The sequence below is a fragment of the Haloarcula marina genome, from assembly GCF_024218775.1.
GTDB lineage: Archaea > Halobacteriota > Halobacteria > Halobacteriales > Haloarculaceae > Haloarcula > Haloarcula marina.
The window spans coordinates 1,952,390-1,971,107 of record NZ_CP100404.1 but is presented as its reverse complement, the minus strand read 5'-3'; the positions used below and the strand labels follow the sequence as shown (position 1 = coordinate 1,971,107).

The 18,718-nt window shown below is 63.6% G+C and carries 16 protein-coding genes; 12 read left to right on the top strand and 4 right to left on the bottom strand.

All coding sequences use genetic code 11. The features are described from left to right. Positions 1 to 220: 220 nt before the first annotated feature. From NJQ44_RS10325 to NJQ44_RS10270, 12 genes are all read left to right on the top strand, one after another. A complete protein-coding gene (locus NJQ44_RS10325) occupies positions 221 to 1,744 on the top strand; it encodes an extracellular solute-binding protein (RefSeq protein ID WP_254271267.1) in 1,524 nt (507 codons plus the stop codon). A gap of 76 nt (positions 1,745 to 1,820) precedes the next feature. Next, positions 1,821 to 2,810 carry a carbohydrate ABC transporter permease gene (locus tag NJQ44_RS10320; RefSeq protein ID WP_254271266.1) on the top strand — a complete coding sequence of 330 codons (990 nt, stop codon included), beginning with the start codon at positions 1,821 to 1,823 and terminating at the stop codon, positions 2,808 to 2,810. A gap of 1 nt (position 2,811) precedes the next feature. After that, the gene (locus tag NJQ44_RS10315; RefSeq protein ID WP_254271265.1) at positions 2,812 to 3,816 is read left to right on the top strand and encodes a carbohydrate ABC transporter permease; all 1,005 of its coding nucleotides are present in this window, start codon (positions 2,812 to 2,814) and stop codon (positions 3,814 to 3,816) included. 4 nt (positions 3,817 to 3,820) lie between these two features. Next, complete coding sequence (locus NJQ44_RS10310; RefSeq protein ID WP_254271264.1) at positions 3,821 to 5,017, top strand: ABC transporter ATP-binding protein; 1,197 nt, start codon at positions 3,821 to 3,823, stop codon at positions 5,015 to 5,017. Positions 5,018 to 5,021: 4 nt separating this feature from the next. Next, positions 5,022 to 5,228 (top strand): DUF8005 family protein, encoded by a 207-nt coding sequence (locus NJQ44_RS10305; RefSeq protein WP_254271263.1) that lies wholly within the window; start codon positions 5,022 to 5,024, stop codon positions 5,226 to 5,228. A gap of 55 nt (positions 5,229 to 5,283) precedes the next feature. Next, positions 5,284 to 6,354, top strand: a complete 1,071-nt coding sequence (locus NJQ44_RS10300) for a Gfo/Idh/MocA family protein (RefSeq protein WP_254271262.1) — start codon at positions 5,284 to 5,286, stop codon at positions 6,352 to 6,354. Positions 6,355 to 6,411: 57 nt separating this feature from the next. Then, the gene (locus NJQ44_RS10295; RefSeq protein ID WP_254271261.1) at positions 6,412 to 7,476 is read left to right on the top strand and encodes a glucose 1-dehydrogenase; all 1,065 of its coding nucleotides are present in this window, start codon (positions 6,412 to 6,414) and stop codon (positions 7,474 to 7,476) included. A 273-nt stretch (positions 7,477 to 7,749) separates the two neighbouring features. Beyond that, on the top strand, positions 7,750 to 9,126 hold the full coding sequence (locus NJQ44_RS10290) for an ABC transporter substrate-binding protein (RefSeq protein ID WP_254271260.1): 1,377 nt from the start codon (positions 7,750 to 7,752) through the stop codon (positions 9,124 to 9,126). A gap of 151 nt (positions 9,127 to 9,277) precedes the next feature. Then, entirely contained in the window at positions 9,278 to 10,423 is a 1,146-nt protein-coding gene (locus NJQ44_RS10285; RefSeq protein ID WP_254271259.1) for an ABC transporter ATP-binding protein, read from the top strand. Between the two features lie 50 nt (positions 10,424 to 10,473). Further along, entirely contained in the window at positions 10,474 to 11,526 is a 1,053-nt protein-coding gene (gene trmB, locus NJQ44_RS10280; protein WP_254271258.1) for an HTH-type sugar sensing transcriptional regulator TrmB, read from the top strand. 340 nt (positions 11,527 to 11,866) lie between these two features. Next, a complete protein-coding gene (locus NJQ44_RS10275) occupies positions 11,867 to 12,643 on the top strand; it encodes a helix-turn-helix transcriptional regulator (protein ID WP_254271257.1) in 777 nt (258 codons plus the stop codon). 49 nt (positions 12,644 to 12,692) lie between these two features. Next, positions 12,693 to 13,406 (top strand): dolichyl-phosphate hexose transferase, encoded by a 714-nt coding sequence (locus NJQ44_RS10270; protein WP_254271256.1) that lies wholly within the window; start codon positions 12,693 to 12,695, stop codon positions 13,404 to 13,406. A 16-nt stretch (positions 13,407 to 13,422) separates the two neighbouring features. On the opposite strand, the gene NJQ44_RS10265 is transcribed toward NJQ44_RS10270, so the two are convergent. Genes NJQ44_RS10265 through NJQ44_RS10250 form a run of 4 tightly spaced genes read right to left on the bottom strand, consistent with a single transcriptional unit; the run spans position 13,423 to position 18,718 of the window. Then, positions 13,423 to 13,968 (bottom strand): gluconate 2-dehydrogenase subunit 3 family protein, encoded by a 546-nt coding sequence (locus NJQ44_RS10265; protein ID WP_254271255.1) that lies wholly within the window; start codon positions 13,966 to 13,968, stop codon positions 13,423 to 13,425. Further along, complete coding sequence (locus NJQ44_RS10260; RefSeq protein ID WP_254271254.1) at positions 13,965 to 15,968, bottom strand: DUF7846 domain-containing protein; 2,004 nt, start codon at positions 15,966 to 15,968, stop codon at positions 13,965 to 13,967. The genes NJQ44_RS10265 and NJQ44_RS10260 overlap by 4 nt, the downstream gene beginning before the upstream one ends. After that, positions 15,965 to 17,101, bottom strand: a complete 1,137-nt coding sequence (locus tag NJQ44_RS10255) for an ABC transporter ATP-binding protein (RefSeq protein ID WP_254271253.1) — start codon at positions 17,099 to 17,101, stop codon at positions 15,965 to 15,967. Before NJQ44_RS10255 ends, NJQ44_RS10260 begins: the two co-directional genes overlap by 4 nt. Further along, positions 17,102 to 18,718 carry an ABC transporter permease gene (locus tag NJQ44_RS10250; protein ID WP_254271252.1) on the bottom strand — a complete coding sequence of 539 codons (1,617 nt, stop codon included), beginning with the start codon at positions 18,716 to 18,718 and terminating at the stop codon, positions 17,102 to 17,104.

Sequence of the window (18,718 nt, the reverse complement as noted above, 5' to 3'; positions counted from 1 at the left end):
CGGTTCGTCCGGATAAACCATACAACTGTTTGCGCGTTTGAGCTGAGAGGATTCGCAAATAACCGTTTTTCTTTACGAAAGCTATTTATACGACTTGTTGATGTCGCGGTAGAACTGTCAGGAATATTCATTTTTGACGGTGAGACCACATGCCATTAACAACACCTGTGGTTAATTATGGATAACGCTTAAGTGGTGGCCCGGTAACCACAGAATAGACATGTCGGACAATGGCAAGCAGAACGGTGATAGCTCGACAGGCGTTTCGCGGCGACGGTTCGTCCGTGCCGCAGGGGCGACTGGTGTCGCAGCAGGTATCGCTGGGTGCGCAGACTTCGTCGGTGGTGGCGACGGTGGCGACGGTGGCGATGGCGGCGGTGGGAGCGACGGTAGCTCGACCGGAGACGGGAGCGGTCAGGAGACACAGTCGGTCACCATGAGCATGGGTGCGCCCATCCTGCAGGAAGCTGAGCAGGGTGTCCGCGACGCGTTCCGCAACGCGGGCCTCCCTGACTGGGTCGAGCTGAACTTCACGACACAGAGCCAAAACACCGGTGAGGTTCGGTCGAACTTCAACCGCCGACTCAGTGCGGGCGAGTCGAAACCGGACGCGATGCTGATGGACAACGGCTGGGTGAACATTTTCATCCAGCGCGGTCAGATCATGAACCTGTCGGAGCAACTCCCGGAGGACGTGCTCTCGACGGTCAACAACGACTATTTCCAGGGCTTTACCGACACCGCTCGGGACCCCAGTAGCGGGAACCTCTTCGGCGTTCCACTGTTCCCGGATTTCCCGACGATGCTGTACCGCAAGGACCTCGCCGAAGAGGCCGGTTACAGTCCGGAATCGAACAACTGGGCCACCGAACCGATGACGTGGGAGGAGTGGTCGAACATCGCCGTCGACATACAGGACAACGCCGGACTCGACTACGGCTTTACGACCCAGTGGGACATCTACGTCGGCACCGCCTGCTGTACGTTCAACGAGGTCATGTCCTCGTTCGGCGGCGCGTACTTCGGCGGCCGGGACAACCTCTTCGGGCCAGTCGGCGAGCGCCCCATCACCGTCAACGAGCCAGAGACGATCAAGTCGCTGAACATGATGCGGAAGTTCGTCCACGACGAGGACTTCGGCGGCGAGTTCGACGGCTACGGCGGCGGATTCACGCCGACGGACATCCTCGGCTGGATAGAGAACCCCTCGAAGGCACCCTTCGAGAACGGCAGTTCCGTGTTCCACCGCAACTGGCCCTACGCCATCGCCAGTGCTGGTAGCGAGGACATCTTCGGAACGGACCTGGGGACGATGCCGATTCCGTACGCCGTTCCTGAGAGTGATGCCGCACAGCCAGGGACGGGTGGCACGACGTCGGCACTCGGTGGCTGGCACGTTGTCGGCAACCCCAACACCCAGAGCCCGGAGGCCCTCAACGAACTGTTCCGTGCAGTCACGCAGGACTCGTTCAACCTCGACCTGCTCCGCGTGTGGGGTTGGCTGCCGCCGAAACCGGAACTGTTCAACTCCGACGTCGCCAGAGAACAGGAACCGACAGGCCGTTACATGGACACGCTCCGTGTGGCTGGTGAGAACACGATGCCGCGCCCGACCACGTCCGTCTGGGGCAATCAGACCAGCAAGATCGCCCAGCAGGCAAACCGTGCGGTCGCGCAGGATACGTCCTCCGAGCAGGCGATGGAGGCGTTGGCGACGGCCCTCGCCGAGACCGAGTCGTCATAAGCTCGGGATAACTTTACAAGCAACCCCAAACAGTTATAGACATGTTATCTATGCACATGTGGAGGATTGATTAACGATGAGCACAGACGCAGCCGACGCTGGACGTGAGTCCCGTCGGTCCGGGATGCTCATCGCCGCGGTTCGCTGGATGGAGAACCTGAGTGACACACAGTACGCGTATCTGTTGCTCACGCCGGTGTTCATCATCATGGGTATCGTGGCCCTCTATCCGCTCTTGCGGACGTTCGAACTCTCGTTGTACGCGGTCGGCACCGATCTGACGACGTTCACGTTCGTCGGAATCGACAACTACGTGCAGGTGTTCACCGGCGGCAAGGACCAGTTCCTGCCGGGGAGTAACACCTTCCTGCCCGCGAGTCTCACGGTGGACAACCTCGTTAACAGCGCGCTGGCCGTGACCATCATCTTCGCCGTCGTCAGCGTCTTCTTCGAGACTATCATCGGATTGGGGCAGGCGCTCGTTCTTGACCAGGACTTCTACGGGCGACGGTGGATCCGAGCGGCCATCATCATCCCGTGGGCCGTCCCCGTCGTCATCCAGGGCATCATCTTCTACCTGATGTTCAACTCCAACGTCGGCTTTGCGACGCCACCACTCGCTGACCTCGGGCTGTTGGCACCTACCAACACACTGAACGACCCGGTCAGCGCCCTGTTCATCATTCTGGTGGCCGACATCTGGAAGACGTCGGCGTTCATGGCCCTGCTGATTCTGGCGGGCCTCCAGAGTATCGACCGCGGGCTCTACGACGTCGCGAAAGTCTCCGGAGCCACGAAATTCCAGCAGTTCAAGATGATCACCTTCCCGCTCATCCTCCCGACTATCGGGGTCGCAGTGCTGTTCCGGATGGTCGGCGCGATGCGGGTGTACGGTATCATCGACACCGTGTCGAGTTGCGCCGTCGTCCCCTCGCTGTCGTGTATGGTCGTCTCGACGTTCAACACGCGGCAGGGGACGTCTGCGGCTATCGCGTTCATCACCGCGGCAATCATCGGCCTCGTTGTGATGGTTATCATCCTGTGGCAAGGGGAGGATGCGATCTGAAATGGCAACGACAACAGACAAGGCAGACGAGACAGAGGGCGGACCGCTCGCGCGATGGACTCAGAGTGCCATCCAGAACCCCGGGAAAGTGTATCAGGCGCTGTTCTACGCGGCGATGGTGTTTTTCATCGTGACAACGCTGTTCCCGTTCTACTGGCTGCTCGTCCTCGCGGTGACACCACGAGAGAACCTGCTCGCGGGCAGTTTCCTGCCGTCGTTCGATCTGTTCGGTTCCCAGATGACGTTCCCGCTCCCGGTGCCGAACAAAGGCGTTAATCTCGAGGCGTTCATCACTATCTTCGAACAGATCCCGTTCCACCTGTTCGTGTTGAATAGTTTCGCGCTCGCGCTCACGACGACCATCATCATACTGATTATCGCGAGCCTCGCCGGGTATGCGTTCGGTCGATTGGAGTTCCCGGGTCGGGCGCTGTTGATGCTCGGTATCCTCGCGATTAGCTACTTCCCACCGGCGGCGTTCCTCATCCCGCTGTTTGAGGCGTTCGCTGGCAACGAACCGATACTCATCCCGTTCACCGAGATACCACTGTTCACCGGGCCGCGTCTCCTCAACACGCCAGGGTCGATGGTGATTCCGTTCAGCGGCCTGTTCCTGCCGCTCGCGGTGTTCATCCTGACGACGTTCTACGCCCAGATTCCCGACGGACTGGAGGACGCAGCGCGCGTCGAGGGAACCACGAGACTGGGGGCGCTGTTCCGGGTCATCATGCCGCTTTCGGCACCCGGCGTTGCGACGGCCGCCGTGTTGACCTTTATCTCGGTGTACAACGAATACTTCTTCAGTTCCATCATGGCACTGTCACCGGAGGCCCAGAACTGGTCGCCTCTCGTCGGTGGTATCCTCAGCTATCAGACCCAGTACACTACCCAGTTCAATCTCATGGCTGCGGCGAGCGTCGTCGGGGTGCTCCCGGTCGTCATCCTCGTCGTCGTCGCACAGGAACGCATCGTCAGTGGACTAACCTCAGGCGCACTCAAGGAGTAACACAATGGCATCAGTACGACTCGAACACGTCACGAAACGCTACGACGACCAAGGTGAAATTGTCACCGCGGTCGACGACATGAACTTGGACATCGACCACGGCGAATTCATCTGCTTCGTCGGCCCATCCGGGTGCGGAAAGTCGACGACGATGGAGACCATCGCCGGTCTCACCATCCCGACCGAAGGGGAAATCCACATCGGCGACCGCGAGGTGACGAACCTCCCGCCGAAGGACCGGGGCATCGCGATGGTGTTCCAGAACATCGCGCTGTTCCCGCACATGGACGTTTACGACAACATCAGCTTCGGCCTGCGTCTGCGGGACTACCCGCAGGACGAAATCGACCGCCGGGTCGAGCGGGCCTCCGAAATCGTCCAACTCGAAGGCATGCTCGACCGGATGCCCGACGAGATGTCCGGCGGCCAGCGCCAGCGCGTCGCCATCGCCCGGGCAATCGTCCGCGAACCGGACGTCTTCCTGATGGACGAGCCGCTGGCGAACCTGGACGCGAAGCTGAAAGTCCACATGCGGACGGAACTCCAGCGCCTGCACAAGGAACTGGACACGACCATCATCTACGTGACCCACGACCAGGAGGAGGCGATGACGCTCTCGGACCGCATCGCAGTCCTCAACAGCGGGAGTCTCCAGCAAATCGACCCGCCGCTGACCTGCTACAACGAACCGGACAACCTGTTCGTCGCCGGATTCATCGGGTCGCCGTCGATGAACTTCGTCTCGGGGACAGTGAGCGAGAACAGCATCGACACGTCGAACTTCTCGTTGGCGTTCGACCCTTCGACTGTGGATGGGGTCGGCGTTGGCGACGAGGTGACCATCGGCATCCGTCCCGAAGACATCTACCCGGCCGAACACCGTAACGAAGTCGCCGACGCGACGGCGAGCATCGCGGCGAAGGTGGACATCCTCGAACCCATGGGCGACGAAATATTCGCCTACATGAAACTGGACGAGACGGAGACGTCGATGGACCAAGAGCTCACCACGGACAACCAACTCCTGATGAGCATCGAACCGGACTCCGAGTACGAGGAGGAAGACGACATCGAAGTCGTCATCGACCGGCGGAACATCCACCTGTTCGACACGGGGACCGGCGAGGCGTTGGTGCACAAACTCCAGCCAATCGGGGCCGGCGGCGGTGCCGCCGGAAGCGAAGTCGAATCCGACGACTGAAAGCATGAGCAGCCACCTCGCCGCCACAGTGTACTGGGGCGGAATGTTGGTGCTGTTCTTCTTCTGGGCGTACGGCATCGGGTCGTTCGTGCTGGACATGAAGAACAAAATCATCCCGGGGCTGGTGCAGTACCGGCGCGGCCGTCGCGCGGAGAAGGCCCAGCAGGAGCACGAAGAAGAGCGCGAAGAGCGCGAACGACAGCTGTACTAATCCGAACCCGAGACGCTTTTCTCGTCGCATCTGCTCGCTTCCGGTAGCAACGACAATGACTGATTTCTCATCCGTCCGTCTCGGTTTCGTCGGCCTCGGGAACATCGCACAGCTCCACGCGCAGCGCCTGCACGATGTCGGGCTAGGGAACGTGGTCGCCGGTGGCGTCGACATCGACCCGGCGGCCCGCGAGGCGTTCAACGAAGAGTACGGTGCGGTGGTGTACGAGCAACCGGAGCGGCTCTACGAAACCGTCGACGCCGTCCTCGTGACGACGCCGAACAAGTTCCACGAGGAGTACGTCGTGGGCGCGTTGGAGGCGGGGCTGGACGTGTTGGTCGAGAAGCCGCTGGCGAATACGGTCGAGAGCGCCGAGCGAATCGCCGACGCCGCCGCCGACGCCGAGGGCTTTTGCATGGTCGGCTTCCACAACCGCTTTGCCAACCCCGTACAGGCGCTCATGGGGTACGAGGAGAAGGGAACGCTCGGCGACATCACGCACGTCGAGGCTGACTACATCCGTCGGCGCGGCGTGCCCGGACGCGGGTCGTGGTTTACTCGCGAACCGATTGCCGGGGGTGGCTCGCTCATCGACATCGGCGCACACGCCATCGACCTCTCGCTGTATCTGCTCGGCTACCCCGACGTAGTCGAGGTGTCGGGCGAGACGCGCGCACAGTTCGGGACGCGGGACGACTACGCGTACGTGACGATGTGGGGCGAAGACCACGGCGCGGACGAGTTCTCCGTCGACGATTCGGCGAGTGCATTCATCCGCTGTGCCGACGGCTCGACGGTGACGCTGGAGGTCGCGTGGGCGAGCAACCGACCGGACAGCCAGCAGTTCTACGTCCGCGGCGACCGGGCCGGGGCGGGGTTGGACCTCTCGGACTACTCGCTGGAACTGTACGAGACGGAGACGACGGGCGTGATGCATCACCGGACGAGCGACATCGAGACGCAGGACGACGACGCTCACGCGACGGAATTGCGCCGGTTCATCGAAGCGGTCGCCGACGGCGCCGCCCCGGAGACCAACACTGTCGCGCAGGCGCTGACCGTCCAGCGGGTGATGGATGCCATCTATCGGTCGAGCGAGAACGGCCGCGCGGTGTCCCTCGATTAATCGGCGATAATCGGGAAGAAAGACTTAATCCGGTGTACTCTGACAGTCCGGTACGTTATGAAAGCCATCGGTGTTACGCGTGAGGGGGACGAACCGCAGTTACTCGACGTAGAACGACCGGAACCGAGCGAGGGGGAAGCGCTCGTCCGGACGCTCCGCGTCGGTGTCGACGGGACGGACCACGAGGTAATCGCGGGGTCCCACGGGGGATTCCCGGAGGGGGAGGACCACATGGTGCTGGGCCACGAAGCCGTCGGCGTCGTCGAGGACCCGAACGGCACAGGCATGGACCCGGGGCAAGTCGTCGTCCCCACTGTCCGCCGAAAGCCCGACGGGAAGACGAACGAGTACTTCCGCCGCGGCGAACCGGACATGGCTCCCGAAGGCGAGTACGTCGAACGCGGCATCGTCGGCGGGCACGGGTACATGGCGGAGTTCTTCACCTCTCCGGCAGACTACCTCGTCCCCATCGACGAAGACATCGCCGAGTACGGCCTGTTCGTCGAACCCATCTCCATCACCGAGAAGGCGAACGAACACGCCTTCGCGACTCGCGAACCGTTCGAGTGGCGCCCGGAATCCGCCTGCGTGCTGGGCAACGGGTCGCTCGGCCTCCTCACACTCTGGATGCTCCAGCAGAAGTTCGACCGGACCTACTGCGTCGGCCGCCGTGACCGTCCGGACCCGACTATCGACATCATCGACGAACTCGGGTCGACGTACGTCGACTCCCGACAGACTACCGTCGACGAGATTCCCGACGCCCACGAGTCTATCGACTACGTCTACGAGGCCACCGGATTCGCGCCGCACGTCATCGAGACGGTCCACGCGCTCGCCCCGAACGGCGTCGGCGCGTTGCTCGGCATCCCGGAGCCGTGGGACTTCGAAATCGACGGGGGGACGCTCCACAACGAGATAGTCCTCCACAACAAGTGTCTCATCGGGACGGTCAACTCTCACATCAAGCACTTCGAATATGCCGTCGAGACGCTCGAAGACATGCCGGAATGGCTGCTCGACGACCTCATCACGACCGTCGCGACCCCGGAGGACGTGGCCCCGGCCTTCGACGACGACAACGACCAAATCAAGGCCGTCGTCGAGTTCGACTCGCTGTAATCAGCGCCCTGCCCGGCGGGTTCGGACTCGAGAAACTTCCTTTGAATATCAGGGTAGGAGAAGCCAAATTCAAGATTCGAGGGCCCGATATGAATGATAATATTCGTTACATTTCCTACCAGCTAAATTATTTACTCGAACCGGAATAAAGACGTAACCGATGGACGGCTCGCGTTTTTTGTGCGGATATCGATGGGTAAAACGGACGCTGTTGTCATACAGAAGTATTAAGTGTGAATCCTCAATAAGAAATGGTGAGGTATTGGTGCAACCATGACTGACGAAAACTCTGACAAACGGCTTACACGACGGAACGCTCTACGCATCGCTGGCGCGGCTGGTGCTGCGTCGCTCGCTGGCTGTGGTGGCGGCGACGGCGGCAGTGGCAGCAGCGACGGCAGCAGCGATGGCAGCAGCGGCGACGGCTCCAGCGATGGTAGCGACGGCGGGAGCGAGACCACGCAAACCGCCACCCTCGAAGTGGCCCACTGGTGGGGCGAGGGCGACGGTAACGAAGCAATCAACGCGCTGTTCGAGGGCTTCAAGGAGGCTCACCCGGACGTCGCGACCGACGACAACCTCGTCGCCGGTGGCGCGGGGAGCAACCTCCAGACCAACATCCGAACGCGTATTCAGAACGGCAGCCACCCCAGCACGTGGCAGCAGTGGCCCGGCAAGGCCCTCATCCCGTTCACGGACGCGAACCTCCTCGAAGACATCGAGGACTCCGTCTGGAGCGAGAACGGCATGAAGGACGCCTATCTGCAGGGCGTCAAGGACGCCGCTCAGCCCGCCGGTAACTACGTTACCGTCCCGCTGAACATCCACCGTATCAACAACCTGTTCTACAACGTCAGCGTCGTCGAGGACGCGGGTGTCGACCCGTCCTCGCTCTCGACGCCGTCGGACGTGACGGACGCACTCGCGGCCGTCGACGAGGCAGGCTACACCGGAATGGCCCACCAGACCGGTTCCCCGTGGTCGACGGTCCAGATGTTCGCGACCATCTTCCTCGGGCAGACCGACGCCTCCACGTACAACGCGACGTGGGTCGAGGGCAACATCGACGCCAACAGCGACGCTATCGCGGCGGCGCTCGACACCGTTCGGGAGTACAGCGAGTTCTACCCGAGCGACGCTGGCTCCATCTCGTGGACCGAGGCGAACTCCGGTGTCATCAACGGCGAGACCGGGTTCATCCACCAGGGTGACTGGGCCGCAGGGACCTACATCGGTGCCGACGGCTTCGAGTACGGCGAAGACTGGGACTACGTCGTCTTCCCGGGCACGGAAGGGAACTACATGCTGAACATGGACTCCTTCCCGTACCCGACGGCGAACCCGTCGCCCGACGCCACCACCCTGTGGTGTCAGTACTGTGGGACCGCGGAAGGTCAGGAGCTGTTCAACCCGCGCAAGGGTTCGATTCCGCCGCGTACCGACGCGAGCGAGGAGCCCTTCTCGGCGTTCTCGCAGGACCAGATCGCGGACTTCGGCGAGTCCGAGGCCCAGCCGCCGTCGCTCCAGCACGGCCTGGCCGTCAAGCCGTCGGTCAAGTCCGGCGTCGCCTCGGCTATCAGCTCGCTCATCTCTGGCTCCTCGAACGACGAAGTCGTCAGCCAGATTTCGGACGCCTACAGCAACCTGTAACTCCGTCCACCCAACCGTCATTTTTTATTGGCTACCTGGATAGCGACAGCTATATACGTCGGCCAACGGCCCTTTCTACCTGATAGTGTCCCGGTCCGTCCGGTGGCAACAGCAGTGCAAGTAGACACGACATCAATGGGGGAACCAACCGATGGCAGGTCTGACACTCGATAACGTAACCAAGATATTCGACGACGACGGTGAGCAGATTATCGCCGTCGACGATGTTTCGATAGACATCGACGACGGTGAATTTCTCGTGCTGGTGGGTCCGTCCGGCTGTGGAAAGTCCACGACGCTCCGGATGATTGCTGGCCTCGAACAGATTTCCGAAGGCGAGATTCGACTCGGCGGTGAGGTGATAAACGACGTGCCCGCGACGAAACGCGACGTCGCGATGGTGTTCCAGTCGTACGCCCTCTACCCGCACATGAGCGTTCGGGAGAACATGGCGTTCGGCCTCGAAGAGTCGACCGACCTCCCGGACGACGAAATCAACCAACGCGTCGAGGAGGCCGCGTCGCTCCTCGGCATCGCCGAACTACTGAACCGACCGCCGAGCGACCTCTCCGGCGGGCAACAACAGCGCGTCGCACTCGGCCGCGCAATCGTCCGGGACCCCGAGGTGTTCCTGATGGACGAACCGCTGGCGAACCTCGACGCCAAACTCCGCGCGGAGATGCGGACGGAACTCCAGCAACTGCAGGAAGACCTCGGCGTGACGACGGTGTACGTCACGCACAATCAGGTCGAGGCGATGACCATGTCCGACCGCGTGGCCATCCTCGACGAGGGGATTCTCCAGCAGTGCGCGACGCCGCTGGAGTGTTACCACGAACCGAACAACCTCTTCGTCGCGGGCTTCATCGGGGAGCCCTCGATGAACTTCTTCGACGCAGAGCGCCAGGGAACGACGCTGGTCACAGCGGACTTCGAGTACGAACTCTCCGAGGAGACAGTGTCGGCGCTCGGCGACGAAAGCGAACTCGTGTTGGGCATCCGTCCCGAGGACATCGAACTCAAGTCGACCGTCGAGTCCGACCACGACTTCCGGGCGGTCGTCGACGTCATCGAACCGATGGGCGACGAGAACGTCGTCCACCTCGTCTTCGAGGGCAACGAAGTCACCGAGTCGAACCTCTTCACGGCCGTTCTGGACGGCATGAAGAGCGTCGAATCCGGGCAGCATCTCGTCGTCGAGATACCGGAGTCGGCCGTCCACGTCTTCGACCGCAAGAGCGGGCAGGCGCTCCACAACCGCCGCCTCGAAGAAGTCGACTCGCCGACGGTCCGGTAAGTACCGGGCGATAGCCGAACCTCTTTGTAGTCGACCGTGTAACGGCCGGTATGTCCAGTGACGATTTGGAGGCGTCACTAGAGCAGGTCATATCACGCTTCAATCTCGGCGAATACGAGATTGCGGCGTATCTGGCCGTCCTCCAACATGGCGAGATGACGGCGTCGGAGATAGCAGAGAACACGAGCATCCCGCAACCACGGGTGTACGATACGGTCAGGAGCCTCAGCGACGTCGGCCTCGTCGAACTGAAGGAGTCCCGGCCGATGAAGGTCCTCGCGATAGACCCCCGCGAGGCGTTCGGCGACATTCAGGAATCGCTGAATTCGTTAGTCGACGACCTCTCATCGCGGTACGTTGCCCCGGCCCGCGAGCCGGAAGCCGTCTCGCTCGTGAAGTCCCGGCCGACGATTCTGCGCTACCTCGACGACATCATCGATGCGGCGGAGTACGAACTGACGCTGTCGCTGACGCCCTCGCTGCTCGACCGGTTCGAGTCGAAGTTGGCCAAGCGCCGCGACTCGGGCATCGCGACGGAGATTCTCCTCTCGCCGTCTTCGAAGGCGCCGTCGCCGACAGAGTTCGACTACGCGTCGGTTGCGACGACGGTGAAGGGGCGACGGGGTATCACGACGCCCGTCGTCGCCGTCGCCGACGGCAACTACTCGATGTACGCGACGCGCGAGTCCATTCAGGGCGAGAGCGACCGGTACGGCGTCATCTTCAACCGCTCGGAACTCGGCTTCCTCGTCTCTGGGTTCCTCAACACCGTCCTGTGGACGACGGCGGAGGTCATCGCGACCGACGGAATGGGCCTCCCCTTCCCGCGGCGGTACGGAACGATACGGCGCTGTATCTCCGACCTGACGACGCTCGAAGGCAAGTTCTACGCGACCATCGAAGGCAGGGACGTCGAGACGGGCGAACACTGGGTCGTTCAGGGAGAGGTCGCCGAGGTGTCGTTCGGGCCGAATCGCGAGGTGGCGACGCTCGTCGTCGAGACGGCGGAGGGACCGGTCGACGTAGGCGGACAGGTCGCCGCCTACGAGGACATCGAAGCCTACGAGATACAGATCGGCCGCGACGAACCGCCGACCGCCTGAGGGCTGAGTCCGACCACCTTCGCTTTCGGGACTGTACCAGCGTCGGAAAGGACAATGAGTGCCGTGAGCGGATAGCCCACGGCCCGCACCGTCGCGTGGACGGATGCTGTCGAGGTACGGTGGCGACGAACGGTCGGGCGGAGACCCGACCGTCGTCCGAGTCAGCGGGGAAACGCTGGAAGACAGCACGCTGTCGGAGGCCAGCCTCAATCAAAAAGATTCCAGTATTTCTGCGAAGAACTCTCGAAGCGTCTCGCAAAAGCGAACTCCGCGCAGAGAGTTCCGGTTCTAGTGGAAACTGATATGTGTCTCGCCGGACAGGAGAGCATAACAAACACTCATGGGTGGCTCTTCACACGTCGAGTACGTCGGGGCGTCGTCGGTTCGGTCGGACGTAGTGTGTACGCTCTGTGACCGGACGCGGCGGACCGACGAACTCCTCTCTGCACTCGACGCCAGCGAATCAGCCGTCTACGACGCGCTGTCTGACCTCGAAACACGCGGCGTCATCGTCGAGACGCCCGATGGCTGGCGACTCAGCGGAATCGGGCGATTGGTCGCGGACACGCTCGCTCGGCAACACGCGACGGACGCGTTGCTCGCGGCGGAACCCGAGTATTGGGAGTCCCACGACGCGAGCGTGGTTCCGGAGCCGTTCCGCTGCCGCCTCCCGGAACTGGGGGAGTACGAAGTACTTCGTGCCGCCGAGCGCGACCTCCGTGGTCTGGTGCCGTGGGTGGTCGAGAAAGTCGAAGCCGTCGAGAGCTGTGACATCGTCTCGCCGGTGTACCACCGGGAGTATCAGGAGGCCATGCCGGACAACGAGGACTCACGACTCCTCGTATCGGAACCCGTGGTCGACGACGTGCTACTGAACATGGAGGACGGGCCGTACACGCGGGTCTACGAGGAGACGGACGTGCGTGTCACGACCGTCTCCTTCGCCCTCGGCGTCTCCGAACGGTGGACCATACTGACGGTGCCGACGTACGACGGGCGGTGGCCGTCTGCGAAAGTGTACGCCGAGTCGGCGTCGGCGGTTGAGTGGGGACGTGACCTGTTCGAGCACGTCTGGACGGCGTCGACGCCACTCGAAACGTATCTCGAGCGACAGTAGTTTTGGCGAACCTAAAAGCTCAAGAGGGGCGAGCAGATACGTCTCTCCAATGAACGCAGTGTCGACGCAACAGGCCGACGAGACCAGATACACGTTCGACGACCTCGCCGTCGTCATGGGCACGTACAACGAGGAAGAAGCCATCGGGAGCGTCCTTTCGGACATCGACGACGTGACCGACGGCCGGGCCGAGGTGGTCTGTGTCGACGGCTCGAGCGACCGAACGCCCGAAATCGCCCGTGAACACGGCGCGACGGTCGTCGAACAGGAACCGCAGGGCTACGGCGTCGCGGTCCGCGAAGCCGTCCTCACGCCCGAGCGCCCGGTCGTCGTCACGACGGACTGCGACGACACGTACCCGATGGCGCGACTCCCCGACTTTCTCGACGAGATAAACGACGGGGCGGACGTGGTCAGCGGCGACCGACTCTACTTCGGGGCCGACGAGATGCCCGGAATGAACAAACTCGGCAACGAACTGTTCGCACTGCTGGCGAGCGTGTTGATGGGCAAGCGCGTCCACGACACGACGACGGGCATGCGTGCCTACCGCCGCGAGGTGCTCCAGAAGATACGCTGGACGGAGAACACCGGTCTCTCGGCGGAACTCCTGATGCGCCCGCTCACGCGCGGCTACGACGTGCGCGAGCGCCCCATCGAGTACGACGAGCGCAAGGGCGAGACGAAACTCGACCCGTTCTCGGGCGGCGCGGCTATCGCGAAGTCCATCGTCCGCGTGGCCTACGAAGAACGGTTCCGGTGAGAGTGGCCCGCAAACGTCACTCGGGCGGTCGACGATAACTCTTCGTCCCACCGGGGTGGCCCTGCGGATTCTCGATGCCGACCAACGTCCCGCCGGTCGGCGAACTGTAGAGCGCGAACTGGAGGTCGTTCACGAGGTAGTACCGGACCCGCTGACGCGGGTCGCCGTCCGGGTCCGGCGTCGAGACGTGGACGCCCATCCCCCGTAGCGTCTCGTCCCGTTTCGGCGCGTCGAGTGCGGCGAAGTCGTCACCTTCCCAGTCGTGAGCGTACCGGTCCAGGGCGGCGACGGCGTCTGCGATACCCCGCGCTCGCTCCGGGTCGGCGTCGACTCGTCCGGCGAGGTAGCCGTCGACGAACCCCGCGACACCGCGGAGTTCACTCGGATAGACGGTGCTCGCGACGGCGCGGACCGTCTCGCGTTCGTGTTCTCCCATCGCAACGTTCTCGTCCTCGCTCTCGCCGTCCGGCCACGACAGCGCCGCCACGCCGCCCGCGACGGTCACTCCTGCGGCCCCGAGTGCTTTCAGCGCGTCTCGTCTGGTGAGTTCGTAGTCTGTCACGTTGTTCCCTCCACAGTCACGTTCATCTCGATGCCGTAGCGGTGCGTGCCCGGCACGTAGGCGGCCCGGCCATCACAGCGGCGCTCGGACCAGCACACTTCGAGGCGGGGCGTCAGCGCCCGTACTTCGCCGGTAGTCTGGTCGACGGGAAGTTCGGCGCGGTACTTGAAGCCGGACCCGGTCCCGAAATCGACGAACAGTATCAGCGTCACCGTGCCGCTGGTCGGCGTCGAGACGGCCACTCGTTCGTCGACCCCAGCGCCCGTCAGCACCGTCTGATTCGCGTTCGACCGAAGCCGCAGGTCCAGCGGCTCGCTCCCGTCTATCGTCGTGTAGGCGTTCTCCTCGCCGTTCGTGAGGCGCACGGCGACGAGTTCCGCCGAGTCGGGGACCGTCGCCTCGACGTGCGTGTCGACGGCCGCTCCCTCGACGAGGCGGACCCGCTGGAGCGTCGGTTCCACGGGCTGACCGAGGTAGGGAATCCACTCGCCGCGGTAGGCGTAGCGGTAGTACTGCCGCTCGGCGTAGTGGTCCGCGACGGCGAACTGCGCTTCCTGCATCGCGTAGACGGTGTCGCCGTCGAACCCGGGGTCGTTCCGGAGCGGTTGGAACGGGTGATTCAGCCAGTCGCCGTACGGCGTCGGCAGGAACACGACGCTGTTCGTGAGGTCCGTCTGCTCGAACGGCGCGTACGCCTGCTCGTACTGTTGAGTGACGGTGTAGTTGTCCCGTACTGGCTCGGCCGCCGCCGTAACGGCGACGCCGCCGCCGACCGCTCCACAGACGAGCGTCGCCGCGACGAGTACCGGTGTAGCACGCTCGGCGGGGACGTGCGTCTCGACGAGTTCGCGGAGGCGGTGTGCGGTGAACAGGACGCCGACGGCACCGAACGCGACTGTCGGCACGAGCAAGTCGACGTGATAGTACGGGCCGAGAAAGCGAACGAGGCCGTCTGTCGGATCAGCTAGCGCCCCCAGCATGTTGACCGTCCCCCAGAAGTAGAGGTTCCCGAGCGGAACGGTCACAAAGACGCCAGCGAGCGCGGTCTGTCGGGCGTCGAAACCACGGTGACGAGCGACGAGGACGCCGACGGCGGCGGTGAGGGTGCCGAGCGGTCCGGCGACCACCCACTGGGTCGCGAACTTCCAGAGGAGTTCGGCGTTGGCTTGCAGGGACAGCGCCGGGGTGAAGTCCCGCGAGTAGCCGAGAATCGACCGCTCGCCGAATCCGAGGCCGTCGTCCGGGGCGAACGCTTGATACGGAAAGACGAGCGGGTCGCCCGTTAGCAGGGCGTTGTACGACAGGGCGGCGAGCACGCCCAGGGCGCCGAACAGCGCAGTGAGTCCCACTCGAACGACGACCGGCCGCTCGACCGTCCGGAGCGACCAGAGCGCGTGGAGGACGAACGGCGTCGCGAACAGGACGGCGGTGTACGGCCGCGTGAAGAAGGCGACGCCGACACAGAGGCCCGCGAGCGTCGCCGTTCCGTTGCTCCCGGTTCGGTCGGCGTGGAGATAGCTCGCGGCGAACGCGAGGTTCCACATCGTCGCCGGGACGTACGAGAGGAACACGGACGCGTCGACGAGGAAGAGCGGCGAAGCCAGCATGAGGATGCTCGCGACGACGCCGGTCCGGGCGTCGAACGCCTCCCGAACGGTGTGGTACGTCCCGACCAGCGTCGCCGCCGCGACAACGGCGAGGGCGACCCGGTAGCCGCCCAGGAGTTTTCCGACGGCGAACATCGCCGCCGGGACGGGCGTGTATTTCGCGTACAGGCCGCGCTCGCTCTCGACGAAGAACCACGGCCGGAACGCGCCGTCGACAGGTGGCTGAAGGAACAGTTGCCCGTCTAACAGCATGGCCGCCTGCTGGAGGTAGACGGCCTCGTCGTGATTGCTCGTGTAGTACGGAAAGACGACGTGCGCGAGCGTGAAAACGAGCAGTCCGCCCACCAGCGCGACGGCGAGGGCTTGCACCCGCGGCCGTCGCAGTCTGTTCATTCCGCCGGGTACCACGCCAGTTCGTGGTCCGCGTCGAGGTCGACCTCGACGGGTTGGCCCGCCTCGAACGTCTCGACGTGGTTGTGCATGCAGTGGACCACGTCGCCGCTGTGGAGTTCGACCCGATAGATGAACGAGGGGCCGTTGTACTGGCGGTGGACGACGTAGCCGTCGGCCTTCGGTTCGTTGGTCGGGACCGCCCGAAGGTCGTCGGGACGGACGAGCACATCGATCATCGCCCCGTCGTAGGCCTCGATGGGGCCGTTCAGGAGTTCGAGGTCGAACGACCCGAGGCCGGTTTCGAGTCGCTCCTCGGTCACGCGCCCGGAGAGGAAACTCGCCTGTCCGAGGAAACTCGCGACGAACCGGCTCTCCGGGTTCTCGAACACCTTCGCGGGGTCGCCGACCTGTGCGATGTCGCCGTCGTTCATGATGGCGACGCGGTCGCTGATGGACAGGGCCTCTTCTTGGTCGTGGGTCACCGAGATGGCGGTGACACCGGCCCGCTTCAGAATCTTCCGGACTTCCTCCCGCATCTCGACGCGCAGGCGAACGTCCAAGTTCGAGAACGGTTCGTCCAGCAGGAGCACGTCCGGTTCCGGTGCGAGCGAGCGGGCGAGGGCGACGCGCTGTTGCTGGCCGCCCGAGAGTTGATTCGGCATCTTGTCGTGGTGGGCCGCCAAATCCACGAGGTCGAGCAGTTCGTCGACGCGACGGTCCGCGTCCTCCTCGTCCATCTCCGTGAGGCCGAACGCGATATTCTCGGCGACCGAGAGGTGCGGGAAGAGGGCGTAGTCCTGAAAGACGATGCCCACGTCGCGCTCTTCCGGACGGCGATAGGCCCCGTCGGCGTCGCCGGTGACCGTCTCGTCAGCGATGGTGATAGACCCGCTGGTCGGCTCCTCCAACCCGGCGATCATCCGGAGTGTGGTCGTCTTTCCGCATCCCGACGGTCCCAACAGCGTGAGCAGTTCGCCGTCCTTCACTTCGAGCGAGAGGTCCTCGACGGCGACTTCCTGCCCGTAGTCCTTCGAGATGCCGTCCATCGTGAGCACCGTCCGGTCGGGGTCCGCGACGGGCGAATCTATGGTATCGAACTCCGAAATGCGTTGACTTGGTTTCTGTTTCGACATTTAGTTACCCTCCTGTCTGAGTATGACCAGCATCGAGAGCCCCGAGACGCCGACGAGGATGAGCGCCGGGACGGCCGCCTGTCCTTGGTATGCTGCTCCGCGGACGAGCCAAATGTAGGTGACGATAGTCTCGAATCCCGTCGGCCGGAGCATCAGCGTCGCGGGCAACTCCTTCATCGTCGTCAGGAACACCAGCGCCGCACCGGCGGCGATACCGGGCGCGACCAGCGGCAGGACCACCTGCCGGAACGCCGACAGCGGCGCGTAGCCCAGCGACCGGGCGGCCTCGATGTAACTCGGGTCGACCTGCAGGATGGAGGACTCCGTCGCGCCGACGGCCTGCGGCAGGAACCGGACGACGTAGGCAAACACCAACACGACGACGCTCTGGTAGAGGAACGGGACGAACTGGAGGCCCAGATAGATGAGCGCCAGGCCGATGACCACGCCGGGGACGGCGTAGCCGATGTAGGACAGGCGCTCCGGGAGCGACGAGAGGGGGCCGGTCCCGCGCGCCGAGAGGTACGCGACAGGGAGGGCGACGACGAGACAGATGCCCGCCGCCGCCGCGGCGAGCCCGACGGAGTTCGCGACGTGAGAAATCCCGAACGAGAATCCGCCCGGCGGGCGCGTGCCCGAACGAACCAACCACTGGGTCAGGATACCGACCGGCAGGACGAGACAGAGGCTGGCGATGGCCGCACAGAACAGCGTCGCCGGTAACTTCCAGTAGCCCAGGCGTATCTCTCCGGGTCGTCGGTCGCCGCCGCTGACGTAGGCACCGTCGCGACTGGCGTTGATGCGGGACTCGACGAGGAGGATGCCCATCGCCATCACGAGCAACAGCATGGAGAGGACGGCGGCGGCGTCGACGTTGCGGGCCTGCTGTTCGTTGTAAATCATCCGCGTGAACACGTCGTAGCGCATGATGGCGGGCGTCCCGAAGTCCGAGAGCGCGTACAGCGCGACCAGTAACGCTCCGGCGGCGATACCCGGTGCGATTTGGGGGAACGTGACCCGCTTGAACGCCTCCCAGCGAGTGTGGTTGAGCGTCCGCGCCGCCTCGACGACGGTGCCGTCGAACGAGAGCAGTGACGCGCGCGTGGTCAGAAACACGTACGGATAGGTGAACAGCGTCAGGACGAGGACCGTCCCATGCAGGCCGTATATAGTGGGAAGCTGCTCGATACCGAGCGGCGCGAGCAGGTCCGCGAGTTCGCCGCGCGGCCCGAACGCCGAGACGAACGCGAATGCGCCGATGTAACTCGGGACGACCAGTGGGAGCGCTGACGTGACCGTCCAGAACCGCTTGAACGGCAGGTCCGTCTGGACCGTGAGAATAGCCAGCGGGACGCCGATGAAGAGTGACGCGACGGTGACGCCAGCCACGAGGACCAGCGTGTTCAGCGTCACTTCTGTCGCCGTCTCGCTGACGACGAGTTCGACGATTCGTCCCGGTTCCATGCCCGCACCGTGGACGAACAGCCACAGGATGGGCGAAATCAGGAGGATGGAGACAGCGAGCGTGACCGCTCCGAGGAGCCTCGGGGCGGAACTGCCAGTCGTCTCGCCGCTGGCTTGTTCCCGAAGCCGTTCGAACCGGTCACTCGCCCCCAT

What these genes read in the sequence shown, in the direction of transcription:
- NJQ44_RS10325 (WP_254271267.1), top strand. Translation starts at nt 221, where the DNA reads ATGTCGGACAATGGCAAGCAGAACGGTGATAGCTCGACAGGCGTTTCG.
- NJQ44_RS10320 (WP_254271266.1), top strand. Translation starts at nt 1,821, where the DNA reads ATGAGCACAGACGCAGCCGACGCTGGACGTGAGTCCCGTCGGTCCGGG.
- NJQ44_RS10315 (WP_254271265.1), top strand. Translation starts at nt 2,812, where the DNA reads ATGGCAACGACAACAGACAAGGCAGACGAGACAGAGGGCGGACCGCTC.
- NJQ44_RS10310 (WP_254271264.1), top strand. Translation starts at nt 3,821, where the DNA reads ATGGCATCAGTACGACTCGAACACGTCACGAAACGCTACGACGACCAA.
- NJQ44_RS10305 (WP_254271263.1), top strand. Translation starts at nt 5,022, where the DNA reads ATGAGCAGCCACCTCGCCGCCACAGTGTACTGGGGCGGAATGTTGGTG.
- NJQ44_RS10300 (WP_254271262.1), top strand. Translation starts at nt 5,284, where the DNA reads ATGACTGATTTCTCATCCGTCCGTCTCGGTTTCGTCGGCCTCGGGAAC.
- NJQ44_RS10295 (WP_254271261.1), top strand. Translation starts at nt 6,412, where the DNA reads ATGAAAGCCATCGGTGTTACGCGTGAGGGGGACGAACCGCAGTTACTC.
- NJQ44_RS10290 (WP_254271260.1), top strand. Translation starts at nt 7,750, where the DNA reads ATGACTGACGAAAACTCTGACAAACGGCTTACACGACGGAACGCTCTA.
- NJQ44_RS10285 (WP_254271259.1), top strand. Translation starts at nt 9,278, where the DNA reads ATGGCAGGTCTGACACTCGATAACGTAACCAAGATATTCGACGACGAC.
- trmB (WP_254271258.1), top strand. Translation starts at nt 10,474, where the DNA reads ATGTCCAGTGACGATTTGGAGGCGTCACTAGAGCAGGTCATATCACGC.
- NJQ44_RS10275 (WP_254271257.1), top strand. Translation starts at nt 11,867, where the DNA reads ATGGGTGGCTCTTCACACGTCGAGTACGTCGGGGCGTCGTCGGTTCGG.
- NJQ44_RS10270 (WP_254271256.1), top strand. Translation starts at nt 12,693, where the DNA reads ATGAACGCAGTGTCGACGCAACAGGCCGACGAGACCAGATACACGTTC.
- NJQ44_RS10260 (WP_254271254.1), bottom strand. Translation starts at nt 15,968, where the DNA reads ATGAACAGACTGCGACGGCCGCGGGTGCAAGCCCTCGCCGTCGCGCTG.
- NJQ44_RS10255 (WP_254271253.1), bottom strand. Translation starts at nt 17,101, where the DNA reads ATGTCGAAACAGAAACCAAGTCAACGCATTTCGGAGTTCGATACCATA.
- NJQ44_RS10250 (WP_254271252.1), bottom strand. Translation starts at nt 18,718, where the DNA reads ATGGGGGCGAGTGACCGGTTCGAACGGCTTCGGGAACAAGCCAGCGGC.